This is a genomic window from Marinobacter excellens LAMA 842 (genome assembly GCF_001574445.1).
GTDB lineage: Bacteria > Pseudomonadota > Gammaproteobacteria > Pseudomonadales > Oleiphilaceae > Marinobacter > Marinobacter shengliensis.
In genome coordinates, this window is the sequence record NZ_LOCO01000005.1 from 212,498 (window position 1) to 236,334 (window position 23,837).

23 protein-coding genes are annotated in these 23,837 nt (G+C 59.3%); 10 read left to right on the forward strand and 13 right to left on the reverse strand.

All coding sequences use genetic code 11. The features are described 5' to 3' along the window. From hrpB to J122_RS27960, 7 genes are all read right to left on the reverse strand, one after another. Positions 1–2,185, reverse strand: a 2,185-nt coding sequence (gene hrpB, locus J122_RS27930; protein ID WP_061331651.1) for an ATP-dependent helicase HrpB, incomplete at its 3' end; no start/stop codon positions are given. A gap of 470 nt (positions 2,186–2,655) precedes the next feature. Then, complete coding sequence (locus J122_RS27935) at positions 2,656–3,858, reverse strand: YbfB/YjiJ family MFS transporter (RefSeq protein ID WP_061331373.1); 1,203 nt, start codon at positions 3,856–3,858, stop codon at positions 2,656–2,658. Between the two features lie 126 nt (positions 3,859–3,984). Beyond that, complete coding sequence (locus J122_RS27940) at positions 3,985–4,647, reverse strand: SCO family protein (protein WP_058091859.1); 663 nt, start codon at positions 4,645–4,647, stop codon at positions 3,985–3,987. 34 nt (positions 4,648–4,681) lie between these two features. Continuing rightward, positions 4,682–5,602 (reverse strand): heme o synthase, encoded by a 921-nt coding sequence (gene cyoE, locus J122_RS27945; RefSeq protein ID WP_058091858.1) that lies wholly within the window; start codon positions 5,600–5,602, stop codon positions 4,682–4,684. After that, complete coding sequence (locus tag J122_RS27950; protein WP_082780514.1) at positions 5,599–6,657, reverse strand: COX15/CtaA family protein; 1,059 nt, start codon at positions 6,655–6,657, stop codon at positions 5,599–5,601. The genes cyoE and J122_RS27950 overlap by 4 nt, the downstream gene beginning before the upstream one ends. A 64-nt stretch (positions 6,658–6,721) precedes the next feature. Next, positions 6,722–7,363 carry a hypothetical protein gene (locus J122_RS27955; protein WP_061331375.1) on the reverse strand — a complete coding sequence of 214 codons (642 nt, stop codon included), beginning with the start codon at positions 7,361–7,363 and terminating at the stop codon, positions 6,722–6,724. Continuing rightward, positions 7,344–8,081: an SURF1 family protein gene (locus tag J122_RS27960; RefSeq protein ID WP_061331376.1), complete on the reverse strand. Its 738-nt coding sequence runs from the start codon at positions 8,079–8,081 to the stop codon at positions 7,344–7,346. Before J122_RS27960 ends, J122_RS27955 begins: the two co-directional genes overlap by 20 nt. A gap of 96 nt (positions 8,082–8,177) precedes the next feature. On the opposite strand from J122_RS27960, the gene J122_RS27965 reads away from it, so the two are divergent. Further along, positions 8,178–8,387 (forward strand): twin transmembrane helix small protein, encoded by a 210-nt coding sequence (locus tag J122_RS27965; RefSeq protein ID WP_061331377.1) that lies wholly within the window; start codon positions 8,178–8,180, stop codon positions 8,385–8,387. A gap of 15 nt (positions 8,388–8,402) precedes the next feature. On the opposite strand, the gene J122_RS27970 is transcribed toward J122_RS27965, so the two are convergent. From J122_RS27970 to coxB, 4 genes are read right to left on the reverse strand one after another with little or no spacing between them, the layout of a single operon-like run. Next, positions 8,403–9,290, reverse strand: a complete 888-nt coding sequence (locus tag J122_RS27970; protein WP_058091853.1) for a cytochrome c oxidase subunit 3 — start codon at positions 9,288–9,290, stop codon at positions 8,403–8,405. Positions 9,291–9,306: 16 nt separating this feature from the next. Beyond that, positions 9,307–9,909, reverse strand: a complete 603-nt coding sequence (locus J122_RS27975; protein WP_061331378.1) for a cytochrome c oxidase assembly protein — start codon at positions 9,907–9,909, stop codon at positions 9,307–9,309. 15 nt (positions 9,910–9,924) lie between these two features. Then, positions 9,925–11,508 carry a cytochrome c oxidase subunit I gene (ctaD, locus tag J122_RS27980; protein WP_058091851.1) on the reverse strand — a complete coding sequence of 528 codons (1,584 nt, stop codon included), beginning with the start codon at positions 11,506–11,508 and terminating at the stop codon, positions 9,925–9,927. A gap of 57 nt (positions 11,509–11,565) precedes the next feature. Then, complete coding sequence (gene coxB, locus J122_RS27985) at positions 11,566–12,690, reverse strand: cytochrome c oxidase subunit II (protein ID WP_061331379.1); 1,125 nt, start codon at positions 12,688–12,690, stop codon at positions 11,566–11,568. Between the two features lie 217 nt (positions 12,691–12,907). On the opposite strand from coxB, the gene J122_RS27990 reads away from it, so the two are divergent. The 5 genes from J122_RS27990 to J122_RS28010 all read left to right on the forward strand — a co-directional run bounded on the left by J122_RS27990 (position 12,908) and on the right by J122_RS28010 (position 17,433). Continuing rightward, the gene (locus J122_RS27990) at positions 12,908–14,224 is read left to right on the forward strand and encodes an MATE family efflux transporter (RefSeq protein WP_156471720.1); all 1,317 of its coding nucleotides are present in this window, start codon (positions 12,908–12,910) and stop codon (positions 14,222–14,224) included. Positions 14,225–14,415: 191 nt separating this feature from the next. After that, a complete protein-coding gene (locus tag J122_RS27995) occupies positions 14,416–15,057 on the forward strand; it encodes a hypothetical protein (protein ID WP_061331381.1) in 642 nt (213 codons plus the stop codon). 96 nt (positions 15,058–15,153) lie between these two features. Next, complete coding sequence (locus J122_RS28000; protein ID WP_061331382.1) at positions 15,154–15,540, forward strand: DoxX family protein; 387 nt, start codon at positions 15,154–15,156, stop codon at positions 15,538–15,540. A 225-nt stretch (positions 15,541–15,765) separates the two neighbouring features. Continuing rightward, on the forward strand, positions 15,766–15,996 hold the full coding sequence (locus J122_RS28005; RefSeq protein ID WP_061331383.1) for a DUF1653 domain-containing protein: 231 nt from the start codon (positions 15,766–15,768) through the stop codon (positions 15,994–15,996). Positions 15,997–16,110: 114 nt separating this feature from the next. After that, positions 16,111–17,433 (forward strand): Na+/H+ antiporter family protein, encoded by a 1,323-nt coding sequence (locus J122_RS28010; RefSeq protein WP_061331384.1) that lies wholly within the window; start codon positions 16,111–16,113, stop codon positions 17,431–17,433. Positions 17,434–17,814: 381 nt separating this feature from the next. Here J122_RS28010 and J122_RS28015 read toward each other — a convergent pair whose 3' ends face one another. Together J122_RS28015 and prlC are read right to left on the reverse strand one after the other, a co-directional pair. Further along, entirely contained in the window at positions 17,815–18,066 is a 252-nt protein-coding gene (locus tag J122_RS28015) for a YheV family putative zinc ribbon protein (protein WP_061331385.1), read from the reverse strand. A gap of 55 nt (positions 18,067–18,121) precedes the next feature. Further along, entirely contained in the window at positions 18,122–20,167 is a 2,046-nt protein-coding gene (prlC, locus tag J122_RS28020) for an oligopeptidase A (protein ID WP_061331386.1), read from the reverse strand. Between the two features lie 201 nt (positions 20,168–20,368). On the opposite strand from prlC, the gene J122_RS28025 reads away from it, so the two are divergent. The 4 genes from J122_RS28025 to J122_RS28040 all read left to right on the forward strand — a co-directional run. Continuing rightward, positions 20,369–20,908, forward strand: a complete 540-nt coding sequence (locus tag J122_RS28025; protein ID WP_061331438.1) for a gamma carbonic anhydrase family protein — start codon at positions 20,369–20,371, stop codon at positions 20,906–20,908. 62 nt (positions 20,909–20,970) lie between these two features. Continuing rightward, complete coding sequence (locus J122_RS28030; RefSeq protein WP_061331387.1) at positions 20,971–21,216, forward strand: hypothetical protein; 246 nt, start codon at positions 20,971–20,973, stop codon at positions 21,214–21,216. Beyond that, entirely contained in the window at positions 21,209–23,317 is a 2,109-nt protein-coding gene (gene mdoH, locus J122_RS28035) for a glucans biosynthesis glucosyltransferase MdoH (RefSeq protein WP_061331388.1), read from the forward strand. Before J122_RS28030 ends, mdoH begins: the two co-directional genes overlap by 8 nt. Continuing rightward, on the forward strand, positions 23,296–23,837 hold a 542-nt coding region (locus tag J122_RS28040; RefSeq protein ID WP_197463820.1), incomplete at its 3' end, for a glucan biosynthesis protein. The genes mdoH and J122_RS28040, both read left to right, overlap by 22 nt.

The window sequence follows — 23,837 nt, forward strand, 5'->3', positions numbered from 1 at the left end:
TGACATTCTGGCCGGTGGGAATAGTCAGAGATCTGGGCGCGAGTTCGTCCAGTTGTTGCTGTTGCGTGTAATCCAGCAGGGCACTCAGGGCCTGAACGAGGTTGATGCCCGCCAGGTCAGACCAGCGCTTCATGCCCGCCATAAACGGCGCTAACCAGGTTTCCAGGGTATCCAGCAAGGACCGGTCGCTGACCTCCGGCCAGTCACCGGGAAACTGCGCAGTCAGCAATCGCACCCGGGCAACCCACTGGCGTGCTGCATCGCTCCAGGGCAAGCTGTCCAGACCTTTACGGCGCACCGCGTCCAGCAGGCCCTGCTGAACCAGTTCCGGGGCCACCTGATTCAGCGGTTTCTCCGCCAGCACCAGTGCCCCGAGCTTGCGGACCCGACGGGCTACGATGGTGCCGCGTTTGTCGTCCCACACGGCTTCCTCACGTTCTTCAATATGGTTAGACAAGTCCTGCTCCAGGTCTGCGAGGTCGACCGGTGCCGCCAGATAGATGGTTGCTTCCCGGGCCTTGCCATCCAGTTCCGCCGTCACCAGCCAGTCCTGCCGAGCCAGGGGATCGTCCTCCCGCAACACCGCACCCTTGCCGTTACTCAACTGATACCGGGGCATGGCCCCTGAGCGGCGGCGGGCAATACGGTCCGGATAGGCCTGGGCCAACACCCGCCCAACGTCGGTTTCCGAGGGTAAATCCTGTGCCAGCGGGCCACGGCACAGTCGTTTTGCCGCCTGCCGAACCGCCTGCAACCGTGCGGTGTCCAGGCCGCGATGACCGCGTTCGCCCCGCAGCACCCGAATCCGTTCATGCAGATCCGCACCGGAGCCTGGCCCGAGCAAATCCCGCTCCTCCAACAGCGCGGCCAGCTCGGCCGCCAGCTGGCCCAGCCCCAGGGTACGGCCTTTGATCACCATATGGGCCAGGCGAGGGTGGAGGCCCAGCTCCCGGGCCGCCTTTCCGTGGTCTGTGATGGCTCCCTCGGCATCCAGCAGATCCAGCCACTGCAACAACTCCACCGCCTGCTGCCAGTGCGCCTTCGGCGGGGCATCAATCCAACCCACCTGCTCCGGGGAACGGGCCCCCCACTGGGCCAATTCCAGCACCAGCGGCGCCAGGTCGGCTTCCTGAATTTCCGGCGGCGTGTAGTCCGCCAACCCGAACTGCTCCGACTCACTCCACAGCCGGTAACACACACCCGGCTCAACCCGACCGGCCCGGCCCTTGCGCTGCTCGGCAGACGCCTTTGATACCCGCCCGGTCACAAGGCGTGTCATACCGCTGTTGGGGTCAAACACCGCCCGGCGCTGCTGACCGGCATCAATCACCACCCGCACGCCTTCAATAGTCAGACTGGTCTCAGCAATCGCCGTGGCCAGCACAATCTTGCGGGTACCGTCCGGCGCCGGCGAAATCGCCCGGTCCTGTTCTTCGGACTTTAAATTACCGTACAATGGGGCCAGCAGTACGTTAGCCGGCAACTGCCCCGCCAGCTGCTGCGCCACTCGCCGAATCTCCCCGGCTCCGGGCAGGAACACCAGCAGGGAACCGGTCTGATCCCGCAGGGCCTCCTGAATCACGGCCACCACTTGGTCCACTATCCGAGCATTACGAGGCAAAGGGCGGTAAAACACCTCCACCGGAAACGCCCGCCCCTCGCTGGTGATCACCGGTACATCCCCCAGCACCCGGGCAATAGGCGCGGTATCCAGGGTGGCCGACATCACCAGCAATCGCAGGTCTTCCCGCAGGGCCTGCTGGCTTTCCCGCACCAGTGCCAATCCCAGATCGGCTTGCAACGACCGCTCATGAAACTCATCAAACAGCACGGCGGCATAGTCTTCCAGCATCGGATCGTTCTGAATCAGGCGCGTCAGAATGCCCTCGGTCACCACCTCAATCCTGGTGCTGCCTGACACTTTGGTATCCAGACGAGTCCGATACCCCACCGTCTGCCCCGGCGCCTCCCCAAGCTGCTTCGCCATATACCGAGCCGCCGACCTGGCCGCCAGCCGCCTGGGCTCCAACATCAGGATCTTCCGGTTGTCCCGCCAGGGGGCGTCCAACAGAGCCAGCGGGACCCTTGTCGTTTTACCGGCACCCGGCGGGGCCTGCAGTAAGGCTGTGGTGCCTTGGTTCAGGGTTTGTTTTAGCTCTGGGAGTATGTGTTCTATTGGGAGCATGGGGTGTGGTTGGGTTTAGCCTGGGAGTTTTGGGGGTGGCGCGGGGGTGTTTAGGTTTTTTTGGCCGAAAAAGAACTCGCTTCGCTCAGACACCTTTATTCGGTCAAAAAAACCTAAACACCCCCACACCCTGCATAACTTTAAGGGTATATCCAGAGGTTACCATGGTCTGTCTGAGGTTAAGCCTTTCACCCTCTGCATCTCACTTCAGGTTTCAACAAAACTCCGCTCTCCGGCGAACATCACTGGCGGTGAAACACCAACCCTTCAACCCGCACTCAGAGTATCCGTCAAACACACCCAGCAATTTTTTCTTCAGCGGAACCGCCGTGGTCAGCTAGAGCGGGGTGGTGGGGTATTTTTTTCCGCCGGAAATGAATGTCTGAGCGCAGCGAGTTTCATTTCCAAGGCAAAAATACCCCACCACCCCGATCAATCCCCCACAACCCACAGTCTGGGTCCACACCACATCAAGACCGCGAACGCCACAAGTCAGCCCGGGGCACAAAGAACGCAAACAAAAGCCCAAACGCCAGCGCCGCCACCCCAATACCGAAGGCAGACCCCAGGGTACCGCCCGCATCCAGCCATTGTTTGGTGAGCCACGGCCCAACCATCTGGGTGAAACCGTAAAGCGCCACCATCGCCGCCGACAACCGGGGCCCCTGATGAGGATGCAACGCCCGCCCGATACGCTGGGTCAGCAGCACCGTACCCAGGAACGTGCTGCCCACCAGCGCTGCACAAAGCACCAACCCCACGGGCCCCGGCCAGACTACTGCCGCCAGCACCCCTGCCAGCTGGATCAGAAAATTCAGCCTCAATGCCGGCAGATCCCCCATCAGGGCTCCCAACTTGTTCCAGAGCCAGGGTGCAGGAATGGTAAACAGGGCTACGATCACCCAGGTGCCGTTCAGTAGCCCGTGGCCCTGGGGCAAGGTCATCTTGGCCAGGAGCGGCAGGAAGGTCATGGGCAGGATGTACCCCAGTCCAGCCCCGGCATAGGACAGGAACAACGGAATACTCGCGCGATCCAGTAACGGGGTGTTGCTGACCACCTGCCCGGAATCGTCGTGCTGGCGCACAGGTACCTCCAGCCTGCGCAGCTGCATGGCGCCCCACCAGGCTATTGGTATCGACAACAGCGCCGCAGGCCACCAGCGCTCGGCGCCTTCAAGCAGGGTCGCAGAACCGGTGACCAGTCCGCTGGACACCAGCAGGCCGATGCCCACACCGATATAGACCAGGCCGCTGAGCGAGGCCCTGTTGCGCAACACCAGCCACTCCAGTATCAACGCGGGTGCCTGCACGAACACCACGCCGTTGGCCACGCCGTTCAGCCAGCGGCTTGCGGATATGACTGTGAGGTTGTCGGTCTGGGTTATGACCAGTGTGGTGACCACATGGATCGCCAGGAACAGCGGCAGCATGACACGGATCTGGTCAATCCGATGCCAGCGAATGGCCAGCATGGCGCCCATCAGGTACCCAAGATAGTTCCAGGTGGCGACGGCAGCGCCATCTGCTGCGCTGAATTGGCCGTCGGCCACCAGATAGGGCAACAGCGGGGTGTAAATAAACCGGCCGAGGCCATGCACCACCAGTAGCACCAGGGCGCCGGCGGTCAGGACGGTAAACAGCTGTCTTGGGTCAGCAGAGTGCGAGTTGGTCATAGCGCAGCCCGGAGGTCGTGTCGATCAATGAAACGGCCGAGCAGTGTAGGTCACTACCGATTAATTGTCAGTGTGACTTTGGCAGGATAAGGCCCAACCAGCAGGCCCGCAGGGCGGGCCACCAGTTCAGGAGCCGGGGTTGCGGGCCTTGGCCCACTGGGTGATGCGCTGGTAGGCCTGGGCCAGCTCCTGGGGCTTGTGGGGCGGCTGGATCAAAGCCTGAAGCTGGCCCTCGGGGTTAAGCAAGGCAAAGTGGCCACTGTGGTCCACCAGCAATTGCCCGTCCACCTCACGATGAACAAACACCGCACTGACACTCTTCGCCAGTTCACGCAGGGTCTCCAGGTCGCCGGTCAGGCCATGGAAGTTTTCACCGAAAAAGCCGGTGTAGGCTTTCAGCTGTTCCGGCGTGTCGTGTTCCGGGTCTGCCGTGACCAACAGGTAGTCCGGTTTGGGCACATCCGCAGACAACAGCTTATCGGTCTGGCGCAGGTTGGCCATGGCCGCCGGGCAGATATCCGGGCAGTTGGTGTAGCCCACAAACACGAACGTCCACTGGCCCTTCAGGTCATCGCGGGTGACGGTTTCACCCTGTTCGTTGGTAAGGGTGAACTCCGCCAGGGGTCTTGGCTGCTCGTACACATAAGTGTTGTACTGGCTCAGGTCGGGCGCCGCCACTGGCGATTCACCGGCTCCTTTCAGGAACACCTGCCGGCCAACTGTCAGGCCGAATACCAACATGACCACCAGGAACAAGACAAACAACGTGATGCGTAACGATCGCCCCATTGGGCCTCCACTTTATAAACCCGGAAACTGTCAATCAAAAATAGACAAAATGATCCACCAGCAGCACCACAAATAGCGCCATCAGGTAAGTGATGGAGTATTTGAAAGTGTTCAACGCCACCCGCCGGTCATCGCCCTTCAACAATCGGATGGCGTATTGCAGGAACCTCAAGCCTAGTGCCAGTGCACCGATCAGGTAAATACCACCTGACATCCCTGTGACAAAAGGTAGCAGGCTGACCGCCAGCAACATCAGGGTATACAGCAGAATGTGCAGCTCGGTGTACTTGTTGCCATGGGTCACTGGCAGCATGGGAATACCGGCCTTGGCGTATTCCTCTTTACGGTGAATGGCCAGGGCCCAGAAGTGCGGCGGTGTCCAGGCGAAGATGATCAGTACCAGCAGCAGGGCGTGCCCCTCCACCTGACCGGTAACGGCAGTCCAGCCCAGCAAGGGAGGCATAGCCCCCGCCAGGCCACCAATGGTGATGTTCTGTGGCGTGGCCCGCTTCAGGAACAGGGTGTAAACCCCAGCATAACCCACCAGTGAAGCCAGGGTGAGCCAGGCCGTCAGTTCATTCACCTGCCAGACCAGCACAATCATGCCCACGGCTGCCAGTACGGTGGCAAACAACAGGGCATCAATCGCAGCAATCCGTCCGGTGGCCACCGGGCGCTTGCGGGTGCGGGCCATCACAGTGTCGATCTTCTGGTCGACGACGTGGTTCACAACGGCGGCGGCCCCTGCCAGCAGGGCAATACCCAGGTTGCCATACAGCAGCACACCCCAGCCGGGCACGCCAGGCGCCGCCAGCAGCATGCCAATAACCGAGGTGAGGATCATCAGCGCAACCACCCGGGGCTTGGTCAGCTCCAGGTAATCCCGCCAGGAAATGGATTTGCTCAGGGAACTCGCATGCTCCTCGGCCGGCAGCGCTTTGACTTGCTCGCTCATGCCGTTACCTCCCGGTTTATGGTTGTTGTATGGGTTGCGGGGGATGTTTCAGGTTGTGGCAGCTGCCGGTGCTGCCAGATCAGGTGCACTATCGCCAGTAACAGGCCGGCGCCCATAGCATTATGGGCGACGGCGATAGCCAGCGGTATGTGCAACCAGACATTGGCCAACCCCAGGCCAATTTGCACCAAAAGCGCCGCCGCAACCAGCAGAATACTGCTGTCCAGCCCGCTGTCACTCCGATGGCGCCATAGCAGCGCCAGCAAAATCAGGAAATAACCCAACACAATGACGGCACCCAGTCGGTGGGTTACATGAATGGCTACTCGGCCATCCGCCGTCAACTGCCCCCCCAGATAGTTCGGGCCAACCTGCTGGGTAATGTCAAAGCCATGCTGGAAATCCATACCTTCCGGCCACCATTGCCCCTGGCAGGTAGGCAGGTCCGTGCAAGCCACGGCGGCATAGTTGGCTGCGGTCCAGGCACCCAGCGTAATTTGCATGATCACCAGCATAAGACCACCGTACAACCAGGGGCGCAGGCGGGCGAGGGCCGGCGATGCTGTGCTTGAAGGGGCAGAGCCCCGGGATCGTTTGCGCAAACGTAGCGTTAGCAATAGCAGCAGAGTAAGCGTGGTGAACCCACCCAGCAGATGCAGGGCGACCACCTGTGGCCAGAGTTTGAGGGTCACTGTCCAGGCGCCAAATGCACCCTGCAAGATGATAAAAGCGGCGATGAACAGGGGCAGCTTGACCGGCACGCCTGCCCGGCGGTTGCGTACCGCGGCGGCGGCCAGGCCAAACACCACCAGGCCCAGTATGCCTGCGGCGTAACGGTGGATCATTTCCGGCCAGCCCTTGGACACATCCACCGGCGTCTCGGGGAAACGGGCATTGGCGATGGCAATGCGGGTTTCACTCTGGGGCACCGTCAGGAAACCGTAACACCCCGGCCAGTCAGGGCAACCCAGCCCGGCATCCACCAGTCGGGTCCAGGCACCGAGCATAATCACCACCACCGCCAGCAGGCAGGCAGCGGTGGACCAGCGGGCCATTTTCTTAACCGTTTGAGCAGATTGCTCCCGGGAAAACTGTTGCGTCACGTTCCGTTCTCCCTGGTCAGCCAATCTGCGACAACTTCAGCAAATGCTTGAGGTCTTTGAGCATTTGCTTGCCAGTGTGCTCGGTGCCGTAATGCATCATCACGTTACCGAAAGGATCGATCAGCAAGATCCGGGGAGCTGTCTCGGGTGACACGCCAGTGGGCCAGGCCGCTGCCGCGCCGGGTGCCGGGCGCAGTCGCTCCATGGAGCTGTACTCTGCCTGCCAGCGTTGCTCGAGCCCGGCTGGCACAGAGCCCAGCGCTGCTGCCCGGCTGACCCGAGGTGCATTTTTGCCAAGGGCGATGTTTACCTGGCGGGCTAGATACAGAAGCTCCTCACAATCGGTGCCGCAAGTACCTGAGACCACAAGCATAAGCCAGTTAGGGTCGACCTGATCAGCGCCGAAGCGCTCTGCCAGCGGCACCCCGTTTGAGGTTTCCAGGTTCAGTGCCTGCACCGGCACCGGCGGCATCAGGAGTTCGCCTTCGTTGGTATGACCAACCGGATTCAACCAGCCGGTATAAAACATGATGGTGGCCAGAATCATCGGCCCAAAACCCACTGCAAACAGCAGCAGGGCGGTGCGCCTGCCACGACGAACCTGTTCCGGGCTGAGGGGGTCCTGCCCGGTCACGGAATCAGCCGTTGTCGTTGTCATTATCGGCTCCTGTCTTTCGGATTCTTTCATTTTTTTTATAACTCGCCACTAACGTCAATATAGTCAGTGCTGCAGCAAGCGCAAACCATTGCACAGCATATCCGTAGTGGGTCTGTGGGCCCATTACATCCGGTGCATGATCGGCGCGGTAAGCACCGGGCTGCTCGGAGTCTGAGAGCTTGAGGATCATCCCGGCCGGACTAGCCACCGTGTCTTCAACAGTGGCTGCAGGTAATGCCTGTACCCGTCTTGGCCAGCCACTGGCTGGGCCCGCATCCTCAGCCAGCACGGGGGGCACCGGATAATCATCCAGCCGTCCCTCCAGGGTAAACAGTCCGCCCGGGGTGTCGATTTCCGGCAGTTGATCCCGAGTGCGGGGGCCGCGAACCCAGCCACGATTGACTACCAGTAACGGCCCCTCTACCGGCGTAAACACGGTCAACACCTCGTATCCGGGCACACCATCACGGGTTCGGTTATCCAGCAGCCAGGTGTATTCGGTATACCAGCCGGTCAGAACAACCGGCTGCCCTTTCTCTAATCCGCCTGAGACCAGTTCTGGCCAGTCGGCCTGGCTGGCCTGTTGCTGCCAGGCCGCCAAAAGCAACTGCTTTTCCTCGGCCCGGTTGAGTTGCCAGACTCCCAGGCTCAGGAGCACGGGCAACAGCAGCCCGCTGAACATCAGCAATCGCCAGTCAAACTGCCATCGGCGATTCATCAACCGCACCTACCCATGCTTTGCTATAGTGATATCAGGTTCCCATCGTGCACCGGGGACTCTGTCCATAAAACCATTCAACAACAGGGACACCCCATGCTAAAACTTCTTATCGTCGTACTGCTGTTGGCGGTTATGGTCAGCCTGTTCAGTGGCCTGTTTTTCCTGATCCGCGACGGTGGCAAAACCAGCCGGGTGGTGAACTCCCTGGCGGTTCGGGTGGCGTTGAGCGTATTGCTCATTGCCGTGGTTCTGACCTCCCTGTGGACCGGAGATCTGGTGCTTAACCCGACCCCGGTCCCGTAATGACCAACGTTGTTGTCAAATGACATAGACGAATACAAACAGTCCCAGCCAGACCACATCCACAAAGTGCCAGTACCAGGCTGCCGCCTCAAAACCAAAATGGTTGTCGGCAGTGAAGTGCCCCTTGTTGATTCGTATCAGCATGATCACCAGCATCAAGGTGCCAAGGAATACGTGAGCACCGTGGAAGCCCGTCAGCATAAAGAAGGTACTGCCGTAGATACCGGATTGCAGGGTCAGGTCCAAATCCCGATAGGCGTGCAGGTATTCATAGGACTGCACGAACATGAACACAACCGCCAACGCAATGGTCGCCATCAACCAGAGTTTGATCTTTGCCCGGTCACCCGCCTTCATGGCGTGATGGGCAATGGTAACGGTAAAGGATGAGGTTACCAGCAGGATAGTGTTGATCAGAGGCAAGCCCCAGGGGCCGATGACTTCCGTGGGGCCCGGATAGGCTTGCGGGTCCGGATTGTTCACCAACGGCCAGCTGGCCTGGAACCCCTCCCAGAGCATGTTGGTGCTGCCCTTGTCGCCTTCACCACCCAGCCAAGGCACCACAAACACCCGAACATAGAACAACGCGCCAAAGAAGGCGGCAAAAAACATCACTTCCGAAAAGATAAACCAGCTCATACCCCAGCGGAACGAACGGTCCATCTGGGGGCTATACAGGCCGGCCCGGCTCTCACGGATGACCGCGCCAAACCAACCAAACAGCATGTACGCCATGATCAAGGCGCCTATCATGAACATGATCCAGGAGCCGGTGGTGCTTTCACCCTGTTTGCCATTGACCATGATTGAGGCCACCCCGTAGAGGGTCACCCCCAGCCCGACAGTGGCAACGATGGGCCATTTGCTCTGTTCGGGAACGTAATAGGTCTGGTTATCCGCCATAACTGTCTCCGATGGCTTAGCCGTTATTGTTAGTTGTTGTCTGCGCCCGGTCGGACTTTGAAACTTCCGCCTGCTTGCCCTGATCGTACAGGGTGTATGACAAGGTCAGTTTGGTGATGTGTTCCGGCAAGTCCCGGTCAACGATAAAGATCAGCGGCATTTCCACACTTTCCCCCGCTTCCAGCGGTTGCTGGTTAAAGCAGAAACACTCGGTCTTGTGGAAGAACAGAGTGCCTTCGGAGGGGGCCAGGCTAGGTACCGCCTGGCCAACCATGGGCTGATCGGTCGGGTTCTCGGCATAGTAATTGATGGTTACCGATTCCCCCGGATGCACTTGCACACTTCGAACCACCGGACGGAATTTCCAGGTCATACCTGGGCCGTTGCTGGCCAGGAACTGAACTGTCACGGTCCGGTTTTCATCCACCTGCTGGGTGGCACTGGCTTCATACCGGCCACCGGTTTTGCCGTTGATGCCGGTGATCTCACAGAACACCTCATACAACGGCACCAGCGCGAACCCGAAGGCGAACATGCCCACCACCCCTGACAGGCACCAGCCAATCACCCTCGCATTACTTTTACGCTCTGGCGTTTTCTCACCTGTTTGCTCAGACATGGTGCAGTCTCCCGGTCATTTCACTTCCGGTGGAGTGGAGAAGGTGTGGTAAGGCGCTGGTGACGGCACGGTCCACTCAAGACCTTCAGCACCATCCCAGGGCTTGGCGGGCGCTTTCTTGCCGCCCTTCACACACTTGACCACGATGAACAGGAACAGCAATTGGGTTGCCCCGAACATGAACGCCCCGATACTGGAGATCATGTTGAAGTCGGTGAACTGCAGGGCGTAATCCGGAATCCGGCGCGGCATACCCGCCAGCCCCAGGAAGTGCATGGGGAAGAACGCCAGGTTCATACCGATGAACGACAACCAGAAGTGCGTCTTGGCCAGTGTTTCGTCGTACATGTGGCCGGTCCACTTGGGCAGCCAGAAGTAGGCAGAGGCAAAGATGCCGAAGATGGCACCCGGCACCAGTACGTAGTGGAAGTGCGCCACCACAAAGTAAGTGTCGTGGTACTGGAAGTCCGCCGGCGCGATGGCCAGCATCAGTCCGGAGAACCCGCCAATGGTAAACAGGATGATAAAGGCCACCGAGAACAGCATCGGCGCCTCAAAGCTCAGGGAGCCCCGGAACATGGTGGTCACCCAGTTGAACACCTTCACCCCGGTGGGCACCGCAATCAGCATGGTGGCGTACATGAAGAACAACTGGCCCGCCAAGGGCATGCCCACAGTGAACATATGGTGCGCCCAGACCATGAACGACATGATAGCGATCGCACCCACCGCATACACCATGGAGGCATAACCGAACAGTGGCTTGCGGGAGAACGCAGACACAATGTGCGAGATGGCCCCGAACGCCGGCAGGATCATGATGTACACCTCGGGGTGCCCGAAGAACCAGAACACGTGCTGGAACAGCACCGGATCACCGCCACCGGAAGCATCAAAGAAGCTCGTCCCGAAGTGGATGTCCATCAGCATCATGGTGACCACACCAGCCAGTACCGGCATGACAGCAATCAGCAGGAAGGCAGTAATCAGCCAGGTCCATACGAACAGGGGCATTTTCATCAGGGTCATACCCGGCGCCCGCATGTTCAGAATGGTGGCAATCACGTTGATGGCCCCCATGATCGACGACACACCCATGATGTGCACCGCGAAAATAAAGAAGGTGGTACTCGGCGGCCCGTAGGTCGTCGACAACGGTGCATAGAAGGTCCAGCCAAAGTCCGGAGCACCGCCCTGCATGAACAGGGTAGAGACCAGAATCAGGAAGGCACAGGGCAGCAGCCAGAAGCTCCAGTTGTTCATCCGCGGCAGGGCCATGTCGGGCGCCCCCACCATCAGCGGCAACATCCAGTTGGCCAGGCCGACGAAGGCCGGCATAACCGCACCAAACACCATGATCAGGCCGTGCATGGTGGTCATCTGGTTAAAGAATTCCGGCTCGACAATCTGCAGGCCGGGCTGGAACAGCTCGGCCCGAATAACCATCGCCATGCTGCCACCCAGCAGGAACATGGCGAAACTGAAGATCAGGTACATCGACCCGATGTCTTTATGATTTGTAGTCAACAGCCAGCGGCTAATGCCTTTGGCCGGGCCATGATGATGGTCCTGGGTGTGGGTATCTGCAACCGCACTCATGAAAACCCCCGTTACCGCCGTTTGTTATGGCTGGTGATTGTTGTTATCTGGCGTTGATTACTGTTGGTTCTTGTAATCAAAAATCTCTTTGGGCGTGACCATTTCGCCGGTGTTGTTACCCCAGGCATTCCGCTCGTAGGTAATCACCGCGGCAAGGTCGACCTCGCTCAACTGGTTGCCGAAGGCCTGCATGGCGGTACCGGGCGAGCCTTTCACGACTATTTCGATGTGCGCGTCCATATCTTCCAGCGCCATCTGGCTGCCCTTCAGAGCCGGAAACGCCGGAGGCATACCGGTACCATCAGCCTGGTGGCAGCTGGCACAGGCGGTTGCATAAGCCCGTTCACCACGCTCCATCAACTCGTCGAGAGTCCAGTCTTTCTCGGTCAACTGGCGTTCCATTTCAGCCATTTCTCTCTGCTCCGCCACCCATTCGTTGTATTCCTCCTCAGGCACCGCTTTGACGACCACCGGCATAAAGCCATGGTCCTTGCCACAAAGCTCGGTACACTGGCCACGGTAGGTGCCGGGCACATCCACCCGGGTCCAGGTCTCGTTGATAAACCCGGGAATGGCATCTTTCTTCACACCAAATGCCGGCACCCACCAGGAGTGAATGACATCGTTGGCGGTGAGCAGGAAACGGACTTTCTTGCCGACAGGAATCACCAGCGGGTTATCGACCTCCAGCAGGTAATGTTCACCCTTGGCCTGACGATTGCGGATCTGGTCGCGCGGCGTCGACATGTTCGAGAAAAAACTGAAATCGTCGTCAATGTACTCGTATTGCCAACGCCACTGGTAACCGGTGATCTTGATGTCGACATCCGATTCGGTGGTGTCGTACATCTCGACCAGTGTCGCGGTGGCGGGAATCGCCATGGCCACCAGAATGGCCAGTGGGATAATGGTCCAGAGCACCTCCACCACGGTGTTCTCATGGAAGTTCGCGGGCTTGGCACCCCGGGACTTGCGGTGAGCAAAGATTGACCAGAACATGACCCCGAAAACGATGACGCCAATGGCGACACAGATCCAGAGAATGGTCATATGAAGGCTGAAAATCTGGTTACTGGTGCTGGTCACCCCGGGTGACATGTTCATGGTCCAGTCAGCCATGACAGTGACCGGCAACAACAGACCAGCGGCTAGGGCTACTGCCCGCTTGGCATGCACGCGCATACTGTGTCTCCACAGAGTGTTATTCTTGTCGGATTTTGCGTCATCCCCCTGCGACACACCCCGGCGCTCGCAACACCGGATGGCCTCAGAGTGAAAGCCTGATTATGGATACATCAGGATCGAGTATAGACACAGATCAAGAAAAGGCTAAAAAATCCTTAAATCCAAAACGGATAAACACGGAATTTTGAGAACCATAACTCATAAAAGGCCCATAATGACCAGTACAGACCATCGCCTGTGGGCACTGGCCTGGCCGCTGATGCTGACCAATCTGACCGTGCCGTTGCTCGGCCTGGTGGACACCGCCGTGCTGGGCCACCTGGATAGTCCGGAATACCTTGGTGCTGTGGCGGTCGGTGCCAACCTGTTCAGTATTCTGTATTGGACATTCGGCTTTATGCGCATGGGAACCACGGGGCTGGCGGCCCAGGCCTGGGGCAAACGTGACCCCTTCGCCCAGGTAGCGCTGCTGCTGCGCTCCATCGTGCTGGCGGTCGGCATCGGCCTGATGCTCATTGTATTTCATAAGCCCCTGATCAGCCTGGGCCTGACCCTGATGAACCCCAGCCCGGCGGTGGCCGAGCTGGCCGCCGAATACGCGGCAATCAGGATCTGGAGCGCGCCGGCGGTACTGTGCCAGTACACCCTGGTGGGCTGGCTTATTGGTACCCAGTTCCCCCGGGGGCCTATGGTGATGCTCATCATCGCCAACGGCATCAACATCGTGCTCGATGTGTTTTTTGTGACGGTTCTGGGCTGGAACAGTCGCGGCGTGGCCCTGGCCACGGTCATCGCCGAGTACGGTGCCGCCCTGATCGGTTTTGCCATCGTGTTACGCAGAATGCCCGAAGGCCAGCGGCTGACCCGGGCGCTGATCGGCCAGGTGTCCGATTACCTGGCGATTCTGCAGGTGAATCGCTACATCATGGTCAGGACCATCGCACTGCTGCTGGTGCTGGCGTTTTTCACTGCCCAAGGCGCCCGCCAAGGCGATGTGATCCTGGCCGCCAATGCTGTGCTGATTACCTTTTTGCTGGTGATCTCCAATGCCCTGGACGGGTTCGCCAATGCCGCCGAGGCACTGATTGGCGAAGCCGTTGGCAAGGGCAGCCGGCGGCGCTTTCGCCTGGCTTTCCGAAGCGCCCTGCGCTGGTCTTTATGGGGCTCGCTGATACTGACCATTGCCTTTGTCCTTGGAGGTCGATGGCTGATCAGCCTGCTCACCGGGCTGGAAGAGGTGCGCACCGCGGCCTGGCAGTACCTGCCCTGGCTGTGGCTATTGCCGCTGGCCGCGGTATGGGGTTTCCTGCTGGACGGTGTATTCATCGGCGCCACCCGCACCCGGGAAATGCAGAACACCATGCTGTTTTCGGCCCTTGGCGTGTTCCTGCCGGTCTGGTGGCTGAGCACTGGGTGGGGCAACCATGGGCTCTGGCTGTCGCTCATAGCCCTGATGCTGGCCAGAGCCGCCAGCATGGGCTGGCTCTGCTGGCGTTATACCCGCCAGGACACCTGGTTCAGCCAGAGCTGACCCTGAACCGCGTTCTGGCCGTGAAAGGTTAACTTCTGTCATAATCACAGCAGAGCCCAAAATCTTGGCTACACTGATCAGAAACGGCGGGGGCGTTTGTGATTCAGCATTGGCGCCTTTGCCCGTGTACTCCTCGACCCAGGGGGAACGCCTTGCGACCTCAACTTGTTCATACACTGGCATCTCCTGAAATGACACCAAAGGCTGTTCTCAACATCATTGACCAGGCAAGGCGAAAGGAAGCCCGCTCCGGCGCATTTCTCCGGCAGATGAAGGAGAAAGCCGCCCAACTGCCCACAGCGATCGTGGTGGACGGCTATCAGCCAGCCACGTCGTTGTTCCAGTTTGCCGTCGAATATATCGAAATGGCGCCAAGACTGATCGAGTGTGTTGATGCCTGCGCACGGGAGGCCGGCAAGTCCCAGCTGTTTCAGCCTTTCGTCGACGCCGCTATCCGCTACTTTACCCAGCCGTCCGTGCTGTTGGTGCAATACGACGGTCTGGATGGGCTTCTGATACGAGCCTACCTCTGTCATCGGTTGATGGAAGAGATGCACGACAGTAACCGCTCAATTCGAGCCAGCGAACTGGTGGATCTGGAGGCAACCCGTGCCAACCTGCTGGCCCACGAACTGATTGGCGAGCCATTCGCTAACGAACTCGATGATTCCATTACCGTCACCGTACTGCAGATCGCCGGCACACCGGATTATTACAATCTTGATCTTGACCCCTTCATCGATCAGGTCAACAACCGGGCCTGGGACTGGATGCGGCATTATTGGGAAAATCTGCTGGAACGCAATCACATCCGGTTTTCCCTCGGCTATTAACCGGGGCCCTGGGTTTTACTACAAACAAGTCACTGAATTATCAATCAGAAACACGGTATCCTTCGGCTTTCCACTCACTCATCTGGAGGCCTCCCTGTGCTTGAAAACGCCGATTTGGGAAAACTGATTGTCCGGCTCACCCTGGGCGGACTTTTGCTGTTTCATGGCATCGCGAAACTGTTGAACGGTGTCGGCTTCATCGAAGGACAGCTCGCCGCCCATGGCTTGCCCACCATTTTTGCCTACGGCGTTTACGTGGGTGAAGTCATTGCACCGCTGATGGTGATACTGGGCTACCAGACTCGCATCGGCGCACTGATTATTGTCTTCAATATGATTGTCGCCATCGCCCTGGTCCATGGGCATCAGCTGTTGAGCCTCAGCAGCAACGGAGGCTGGGCACTGGAGCTGCAGGGTTTCTTCCTGTTTATTGCCTTTGCAGTGATTTTCCTGGGGCCCGGCAAGTACAAGCTAAAAAACTGACGCTCAGGAATCGGCGGTGGGGGCCGGTTCAGCACCCGGGCGGCACTGATATATTGCCATTCATTGTTGTCTGTTATTCCCGGCGTTAGAGTCTTGAACTACACTGGAGAACGGCTTTACGGCTACAGATCCAAACCCCAGCGCCTCAGTTAAGTGTGGACGTAACTGGCGCGGGAGTCCGCCGAAATTAAGGGGTAATCCCCGGTTACCACCTGAGAGGAAGGCATGTTTGACAAAAAACACCCCATCACCCCCGGCCGATACCGCCATTACAAAGGCAAGGATTACGAGGTCATTGGCGTAGCCCGGCACAGCGAGACCGAGGAACCCCTGGTGGTGTACCGCTGCCTTTACGGGGACTACAGCCTCTGGGTGAGGCCGCTGGCAATGTTCCGGGAAACCGTGGAACTGGCCGGTGAACAGGTCCCCAGGTTCGCCCGCCTCGACACCGAGTGATCGTTACACAACCGCTTTGACTGCCGCAGTCATTTCCTGCACATTAGCGCACTTTTCGTGCTGCCGGTGCCCAAAAGGCGCCGGTAAATCTTCAATTCCTACCCGGAGTTTGCCATGAATGCCGTTGTTGCCGCGGTACTGATCATGCTCGTGCTGAGCTTGTGCCGCATCCACGTTGTCGTCGCCCTGATCATTGGTGCCATTTCCGGTGGCCTGGTGGCAGGAATGTCTCTGGAAACCACCATCAATGCCTTCAACACCGGCCTGGGTGGCGGTGCCACCGTGGCACTGTCATACGCTACCCTGGGTGCCTTCGCCGTGGCCATCGGCAAGTCCGGCCTGGCCCACGCCCTGGCCGACAAGGCCCTGGCCATCGTCGGGCGTCAGGAGGAGGGCGGCGCTGCTACCGGCATCCGGTTCATGATCATCGGCCTGCTGCTGGCCATTGCCATCTCGTCCCAGAATATCCTGCCAATCCACATCGCCTTCATTCCCCTGGTGGTTCCGCCACTGCTGTACGTGATGGCGAAACTGAACATGGACCGCCGGCTGGTGGCCTGTGTGCTCACCTTTGGCCTGATTACCCCGTACATGTTCCTGCCGGTGGGTTTCGGCGGCATTTACCTGAACGAAATCCTGCTGGCCAATGTTGGCGATAACGGCGTGGATGCCAGCGAGCTGAACGTCATGTCCGCCATGGCCCTGCCAGCCCTGGGTATGTTCATCGGCCTGCTGATTGCCGTGTTCTTCAGCTACCGGGGCGGCCGGGGCTACGACATGAAACTCATCGAACGCACCGAGCGGGTGGATGTGAAGTACAGCCCCAAAACCCTGGTGATGGCGCTGGTGGCCATTGCCGTGGCCTTCGTGGTGCAGCTCTGGCTGGGCTCCATGATCCTGGGCGCCCTGGCGGGCTTCGTGCTGTTCAACATTTCCGGCGTGGTGAAGTGGAAGGAAGCGGATGACCTGTTCACCGAGGGCATGAAGATGCTGGCGATGATCGGCTTCATCATGATTGCCGCCAACGGCTTTGCCGAGGTGATGCGGGAAACCGGCGAGATCGCCAGCCTGGTGGAGGGTTCGGTGGCCGCCATCGGTGATAACAAGGCGCTGGCGGCGTTGCTGATGTTGGTGGTGGGCCTGCTGATTACCATGGGTATTGGTTCGTCATTCTCCACCATTCCCATCATTGCGGCCTTGTATGTGCCGCTGGCCCTGCAACTGGGTTTCAGCCCCCTGGCCATCGTGGCCCTGGTGGGCACCGCCGGTGCCCTGGGTGATGCGGGTTCACCCGCGTCTGATTCCACCCTTGGGCCAACAGCGGGCCTGAATGTGGACGGCCAGCACAACCACATCTGGGATACCGTGGTGCCGACGTTCCTGCACTACAACCTGCCGCTGCTGGCCTTTGGGTGGTTGGCGGCTATGGTGCTTTGATCGATCTTTGGTGATCGTCGCCTTTTTGGTAGCCTGCGGTTTTTAGTGGGTGGTTTGGGGTTGGTGGGGGGTGTCAAAACGGAAAACGTGGTTTTCCTGATTGTTTTGACACCCCCCACCAACCCCAAACGTTGATCTTCACAGGAATCGCTAAAAAACAAGACGATGGGCCCGATTCATCATCGACTCCTGGGACGGCAAACACCCAAGCGGTTCTAAACAAGCCAAATAAAAGGGGTTCGGGAGAGGGTTCCAAAACAATCAGGAAAACCACGTTTTCCGTTTTGGAACCCTCTCCCGAACCCCGACCATTCGCCAATCAAGCAGGCTACCCGCCCATCCCCAAACCAGCAGGCCACAAGGCCAAACTCCAAAACAAGGTCAGTCCTCAGAGCCAGCCTTAAAAAACACCACCTGCTTCACCGTATGGTCATCGGTATTGGCCTTCTTGTTCACCCGGGTTTCAATCTCCGGAGCCTCCGGCTGCGGCTGGTCAGACAAGGCATCGGTATAGCCGCAGGCCACACACTCGCGAATCTGGTCACCGGCCTCGGTGGTGAACATCGTAATCTTGTCCATCTCCGCGCAGCGGGGACATACCGCGCCGGCGATGAAGCGTTTCGGACTTGCCATAACTCTACTCCAGTAACACACCCGGTTGCCGGTACGACAACCGGGGTGGATTGTATCAGGCAGCTTCGTCCGTGATGCCGGATTGTTTCAGCAGGGCATCCACCTGCGGTTCACGGCCCCGGAAGGCTTTGAACAGTTCCATGGGCTCCTGGGAGCCGCCTTTTTCGAGGATGTTGTGCAGGAAGGCCTGGCCGGTTTCCGGGTCGAAGATGCCTTTTTCCTCGAACAGGGAGAAGGCATCGGCCGCAAGCACCTCAGCCCACTTGTAGCTGTAATAACCCGCCGCGTAACCACCGGCGAAGATGTGGGAGAAGCCATTGGGGAACCGGTTGAACTCCGGCGCCTGGACCACGGCGATTTCTTCCCGCACCTTGCGGTGCATATCCAACGGATTGGTGGGGGCCACGTCGGTGAACTCCGCGTGCAGGCGGAAGTCGAACAGCGAGAATTCCAGCTGCCGCACCATGCCCATGCCGGACTGGAAGTTCTTGGCCGCCAGCAGTTTCTGCAGCAGGTCTTCCGGTAGTGGTTCGCCGGTTTCGTGGTGGCTGGCAATCAGCGCCAGCGATTCCGGGTTCCAGCACCAGTTTTCCAGGAACTGGCTGGGCAGCTCCACCGCATCCCAGGCCACGCCGTTAATGCCCGACACGTCCATCACCTCCACCTGGGTGAGCATGTGGTGCAGGCCGTGGCCGAATTCGTGGAACAGCGTGGTGACTTCGTCGTGGGTCAGCAGCGACGGCTTGCCGTCCACCGGCGGGGTAAAGTTACAGGTCAGGAACGCCACCGGCAGCTGCAGCTTGCCGCGCATATCGCGCCAGCGCACCCGGCAGTCGGCCATCCAGGCACCGCCGCGCTTGCCTTGGCGGGCGAACAGGTCCAGATAGAACCAGGCAATGGGCTGGCCGTTACGGCTGATGCAGTAAGCTTTGGCGTCTTCGTGCCAGGTTTCTACGTCTGCGTGCTCTTCAATTTGCACATCAAACAACTTCTCCGCCACCCGAAACAGGCCCGGCACCACTTTATCCACCGGGAACCAAGGGCGCAGGGTTTCCGGGGAGATGTCGTACTGCTTCTGGCGCAGCTTTTCGCTGTAGTAGCCGATATCCCAGGCCTGCAGGTCGTCTACACCGTATTCATCTTTCACAAACGCCTTCAACTCGGCAAACTCTTTCTCTGCCTGGGGCTTGGACTTGGCCGCCAGCTGGTTCAGGAACGCCAGCACCTCGTCGACACTCCGGGCCATCTTGGTGGCCAGGGAACGCTCGGCGTAGTTATCAAAACCCAGCAGCTGGGCCAGCGCATGACGCCGCTTGAGGATCTCTGCCATTACCGGTGTGTTGTCCCAGGTAGCCGCATCCGGGCCCTGGTCTGAGGCGCGGGTCACAAACGCCTCGTAAACCTCCCGGCGCAGTTCCCGGTTGTTGCAGTAGGTCATCACCGGGTAGAAACTGGGGAAATCCAGGGTGATCACGTAGCCATCCAGGTCCTTCTGCCGCGCCGCCTGCCTGGCGCCCTCAATGGCGGTTTCCGGCAGGCCGGACAGCTCGTCTACGTCGGTAATCTGCTTGAACCAGTGCTGAGTGGCATCCAGCACGTTATCACTGAACTTGTTGGACAACTCCGCCAGCTCCCGGGACAGGTCCGCGTAACGCTTCTTCTTGTCTTCCGGCAAGTCGACCCCGCCCAGGCGGAAATCCCGCAGCACGTTCTCGATGGATTTACGCTGAGGTTCACTCAGATCTTTGAAGTCGTCCCTTGTGGCCAGTTTCTTGTATGCCTCACACAGGGCACCGTTCTGGCTGACTTCGGTACTGTACTCGGTCAGCTTCTCCAGACAGTTCTTGTACACCTTGCGCAGGTCGTCGTTGTTCATCACGCCGTTCAGGTGTGAAATGACTGACCAGGCGTTGCTGAGCTTGTTCTCTAACGCTTGCATCGGCTGGGCCAGGGTGTCCCAGGTGGGATCTTCCTGCTGGGACAGCTCGGCAATTTTCATTCGATTCTCGCTGAGAATCTGGTCAATCGCCGTTTCCATGTGCTCGGTGCGAATGTGGCCGAACTTCGGCAGCAGATCGTCAGTCAGTAGCGGGTTATTCATAAGTCCCCTTCTCAGCTGTTCGTGAATAAGATAGCTTGCACCAAGCTACGGGGTGCCGGTGGGGGATGGCTTTCAGAAACTGTGCGGAGCCATGGATGGCGGAGCCCAAGCGCCACATGGATGTGCCGAAGGAGCGTGTTTCTGAAAGCCATCCCCCACCGGCGCCTTGCACCGTATTTGGACAGCATTGAGGTATATGTAATGGCAAATGTACGAACTCACAAGGGTATCACACCACAATTTGGTGAACGGACCTGGGTAGATGAGAGCGCCGTGGTCATCGGTGATGTGGTCATGGGCGAAGACTGCTCGGTCTGGCCCATGACCGTCATCCGCGGTGACATGCACAAAATCCGCATCGGCGACCGCTGCAGCATTCAGGATGGCTCCGTTCTGCATATCACCCATGCCAGCGACTTCAACCCTGGCGGCTGGCCGTTGATCATTGGTGATGACGTGACCGTTGGCCATAAAGCCCTTTTGCATGGCTGCACCATTGGCAGCCGGGTGCTGGTGGGTATGGGCTGCACCGTTATGGACGGCGCAGTGGTGGAGGACGACGTGATTATCGGGGCCGGCACCCTGGTGCCACCGGGCAAACGGTTGGAATCCGGCTACCTTTACGTGGGCTCGCCTTGTAAGCAGGCCCGGGCACTGTCAGACAAGGAACGCACGTTCTTCAAATACACCGCAGCCAACTACGTTAAGCTCAAGGACCAGTATCTTAATGACGCGTCATAAAGTGGTCTGAATACCGGGACGCTTCCGTATGTTTCCGAGCCGTTACAAGCCGGGAGACAACCGTGGATCTGACAGACACCACCCATCAACGTGCATTGCTTTATCTTCATGCCATGCGGCACGACGCCTGCCCCGTTGGTCTGTCCCGCCTGCAACACGTGGTTGACCGGTACTGTTACGGGGCAGGCAATGCAAATCTGAGCCATGTTCTGCCTGCCATTCAGCGTTCTCTTTCGACAGACACTGACAAGCACCAGGCTACCCCGCCGAAACTTACCCGCAGCCGGATCGGGTACCAGGGTGACTGAACCCCGTTGGCAGACTGTCGCCTACAAGCGGCGCGCTTTGCTCGCACTGCTGGTGCTGGGGCAGACAACTTTCGGCGTTTGGCTGCTTTCCCATAGCCTGTCCATGACCCAGCAGGGGTGGCCCGCGGTACTGTTGGTTGTTCTGTTTTCCATTCTGTTTACCTGGATAGGCCTCGGGTTCTGGACCGCGGTGTTCGGCTTTGCAATGCTCAGGCGCGGGGGCGATCCCCACAGCCTCAGCCGCCGGTTCTCAGGGTGTGCGGGCGCCGGGTCGTTCAAAGGCCGGCTGGCGTTGGTGATGCCAGTCTGTCACGAACCGGTGCAACGTTCCCTCGGTAATCTTCAGGCTGTGTATCAAGAGCTTGAAGACAAGGGCTGGCACAACCAACTTGATGTCTATGTGTTGTCCGACAGTCAGGACCCGGAAGTCTGGCTTGAGGAGCAGGCAACCTGCGCTGAATTGAGCGCCGGTATGGCTGCCGGCAACCGGCTTTTTTACCGCCGCCGGCGAGTGAACCTGAACTTTAAAAGCGGCAACATCGCCGATTTCCTCCGACGATGGGGTGCCCGATACCGTTACATGGTGGTGCTGGACGCCGACAGCCTGCTCACAGCCTCAGCGATTGAAAAACTCGTTCAGTTGATGGAACAGCGTCCCCGGGCCGGCATTATCCAGACCGCACCCAGGCTGGTACGGGCAGATACCCGCTTTGCCCGGCTGCAACAGTTCGCCAATCGGTGCTATGGCCGAATCCACAGTGCCGGCCTGGCAGCCATTCAACTGGGTGATGCCAATTACTGGGGCCACAATGCCATTATCCGGGTAGCACCGTTCATGGCCCACTGCGGTTTGCGAAAGTTACGGGGTTGGGGGCTTTTTCGTGGCCCGATATTGAGTCACGACTATCTCGAATCTGCGCTTATGGGCCGCGCCGGTTTCGAGGTGTGGCTGGAACCGGCCATCGCCGGCAGCTATGAGGAATCACCGCCCACCCTCGGAGACGACCTGATTCGCGACCGTCGCTGGTGCCGGGGCAACCTGCAGCACCTGGTCCCCTTGCTCACGATGACCAAGCTGCGTTTTGCCCACCGCCTGGCGCTACTCACCGGCATTCTGGCTTATCTGGCCTCACCCCTGTGGTTGGCGTTTCTTGCCTTGTCTGGCTACCTCGCCATGGCGGGAACACCGGTTAGCCAACCGTTGCCCGGGCTGATCGGGGTGTCGTCCACAGGCTGGAACCTGGCTGGTGCCTGCCTGATCGGGCTCACCGTAACAACGCTGCTGGGCCCGCGGATTCTGGCACTGGTAGACCAGTGCCTTGCCCGGCGCGAGAGGCTGTTTGGTGGCCGGTGGCGGATGGCAGCCAGCACGGTCATTGAAACCCTGATATCACTGATACTGGCACCCATCCGAATGATCGCCCATAGCGGCCATGTCGCCGGTGCAGTCGTGAATAGCAGCTTGCGTTGGCAGGGGCAGAATCGAACCGGTGCCGGTGGGCTGGAGGAAGCGCTTCAGCACTTTGCCCGGCCCGCACTGGTGTGCGCCGGCGTACTGATTTTGATCCAGTGGTTCAGCCCGAACCTGACGCTCTGGGCCCTGCCGGTCACGATTCCGGTGCTGATTGCGCCGTTACTCACGGTGTGGCTAGCGGGCAAGCGCACCGGCCAACAAATGGTCATTCCCGAACAGGCATCCCCTGTGCCAGTCATCGCTCGCGCTTCGATGGACCACCCGCAGAACAATCGCCTGCCATCACTGAGCTGGTTCGAACAGACAGTGCTATCTCCCCGTTACCACTGTTGGCGGCAACGCCAACCCGGCCCCTCCGGGGGGAGCAAGCAACGGGTGTTGAATGCCCTGGTCAACCAGTGTGCAGCACAAGGCCCCGACGCACTCACCAGCAGCCAGATCAGCCTGCTCTGCGACCACCCTAAAGCCATGCAATCTCTGCATCTCAAGGCTTGGCAGTCTGAGCCCGACTCACCTTGGGGTAGGGCACTTGCCCGACTGAGCCTGAACCTGAGCCCGATACAAACCGCTACTCACACCCACAGAAACCAACCGGAGCACTCCCCATGGATCGGCGTCGCCTCCTGAAATTCGGACTGGCACTGGCCGCTGGTGCCCCCCTTGCCCTGTCCGGCACCGGGCGAGTACTGGCCAGCGTTGCCGGCTCCGACGGGCAGGTTTTTAGTGCCCGTTGGCTCCGGGAACACGCCCGGATATTGGCGGCCCAACCTTATCGCGCCCCCCAGAGCCCCCTGCCGCCAAGCCTGCAATCCCTCAATTGGGACCAATATCAAGCCATACGCTACCGGCCAGAACAGGCACTTTGGCGGGAACGAGACAGCGCCTTTCAGCTCCAGTTCTTTCATTTGGGCCTCTACTTCCAGGAGCCCGTGCACTTCTACGAAGTGGTCAATGGCAGGGCCCACGCCTTGCCCTACCGGAACGAAAACTTCGACTATGGCGACAACGACGCGTTTGATGACCTGCCAGACAGCCTCGGCTATGCCGGATTCCGCGTGCATTTTCACCAGGACTTCAGCCGAGACATCGCCGCATTCCTGGGAGCTAGCTATTTCCGGGCAGTAGGCGAGTCCCGCCAATACGGCTT

Coding starts and splice junctions, on each gene's coding strand:
- J122_RS27935 (WP_061331373.1), bottom strand. CDS start 3,858: ATGACCAACTCGCACTCTGCTGACCCAAGACAGCTGTTTACCGTCCTG.
- J122_RS27940 (WP_058091859.1), bottom strand. CDS start 4,647: ATGGGGCGATCGTTACGCATCACGTTGTTTGTCTTGTTCCTGGTGGTC.
- cyoE (WP_058091858.1), bottom strand. CDS start 5,602: ATGAGCGAGCAAGTCAAAGCGCTGCCGGCCGAGGAGCATGCGAGTTCC.
- J122_RS27950 (WP_082780514.1), bottom strand. CDS start 6,657: ATGGCCCGCTGGTCCACCGCTGCCTGCCTGCTGGCGGTGGTGGTGATT.
- J122_RS27955 (WP_061331375.1), bottom strand. CDS start 7,363: ATGACAACGACAACGGCTGATTCCGTGACCGGGCAGGACCCCCTCAGC.
- J122_RS27960 (WP_061331376.1), bottom strand. CDS start 8,081: ATGAATCGCCGATGGCAGTTTGACTGGCGATTGCTGATGTTCAGCGGG.
- J122_RS27965 (WP_061331377.1), top strand. CDS start 8,178: ATGCTAAAACTTCTTATCGTCGTACTGCTGTTGGCGGTTATGGTCAGC.
- J122_RS27970 (WP_058091853.1), bottom strand. CDS start 9,290: ATGGCGGATAACCAGACCTATTACGTTCCCGAACAGAGCAAATGGCCC.
- J122_RS27975 (WP_061331378.1), bottom strand. CDS start 9,909: ATGTCTGAGCAAACAGGTGAGAAAACGCCAGAGCGTAAAAGTAATGCG.
- ctaD (WP_058091851.1), bottom strand. CDS start 11,508: ATGAGTGCGGTTGCAGATACCCACACCCAGGACCATCATCATGGCCCG.
- coxB (WP_061331379.1), bottom strand. CDS start 12,690: ATGCGCGTGCATGCCAAGCGGGCAGTAGCCCTAGCCGCTGGTCTGTTG.
- J122_RS27990 (WP_156471720.1), top strand. CDS start 12,908: ATGACCAGTACAGACCATCGCCTGTGGGCACTGGCCTGGCCGCTGATG.
- J122_RS27995 (WP_061331381.1), top strand. CDS start 14,416: ATGACACCAAAGGCTGTTCTCAACATCATTGACCAGGCAAGGCGAAAG.
- J122_RS28005 (WP_061331383.1), top strand. CDS start 15,766: ATGTTTGACAAAAAACACCCCATCACCCCCGGCCGATACCGCCATTAC.
- J122_RS28010 (WP_061331384.1), top strand. CDS start 16,111: ATGAATGCCGTTGTTGCCGCGGTACTGATCATGCTCGTGCTGAGCTTG.
- J122_RS28015 (WP_061331385.1), bottom strand. CDS start 18,066: ATGGCAAGTCCGAAACGCTTCATCGCCGGCGCGGTATGTCCCCGCTGC.
- prlC (WP_061331386.1), bottom strand. CDS start 20,167: ATGAATAACCCGCTACTGACTGACGATCTGCTGCCGAAGTTCGGCCAC.
- J122_RS28025 (WP_061331438.1), top strand. CDS start 20,369: ATGGCAAATGTACGAACTCACAAGGGTATCACACCACAATTTGGTGAA.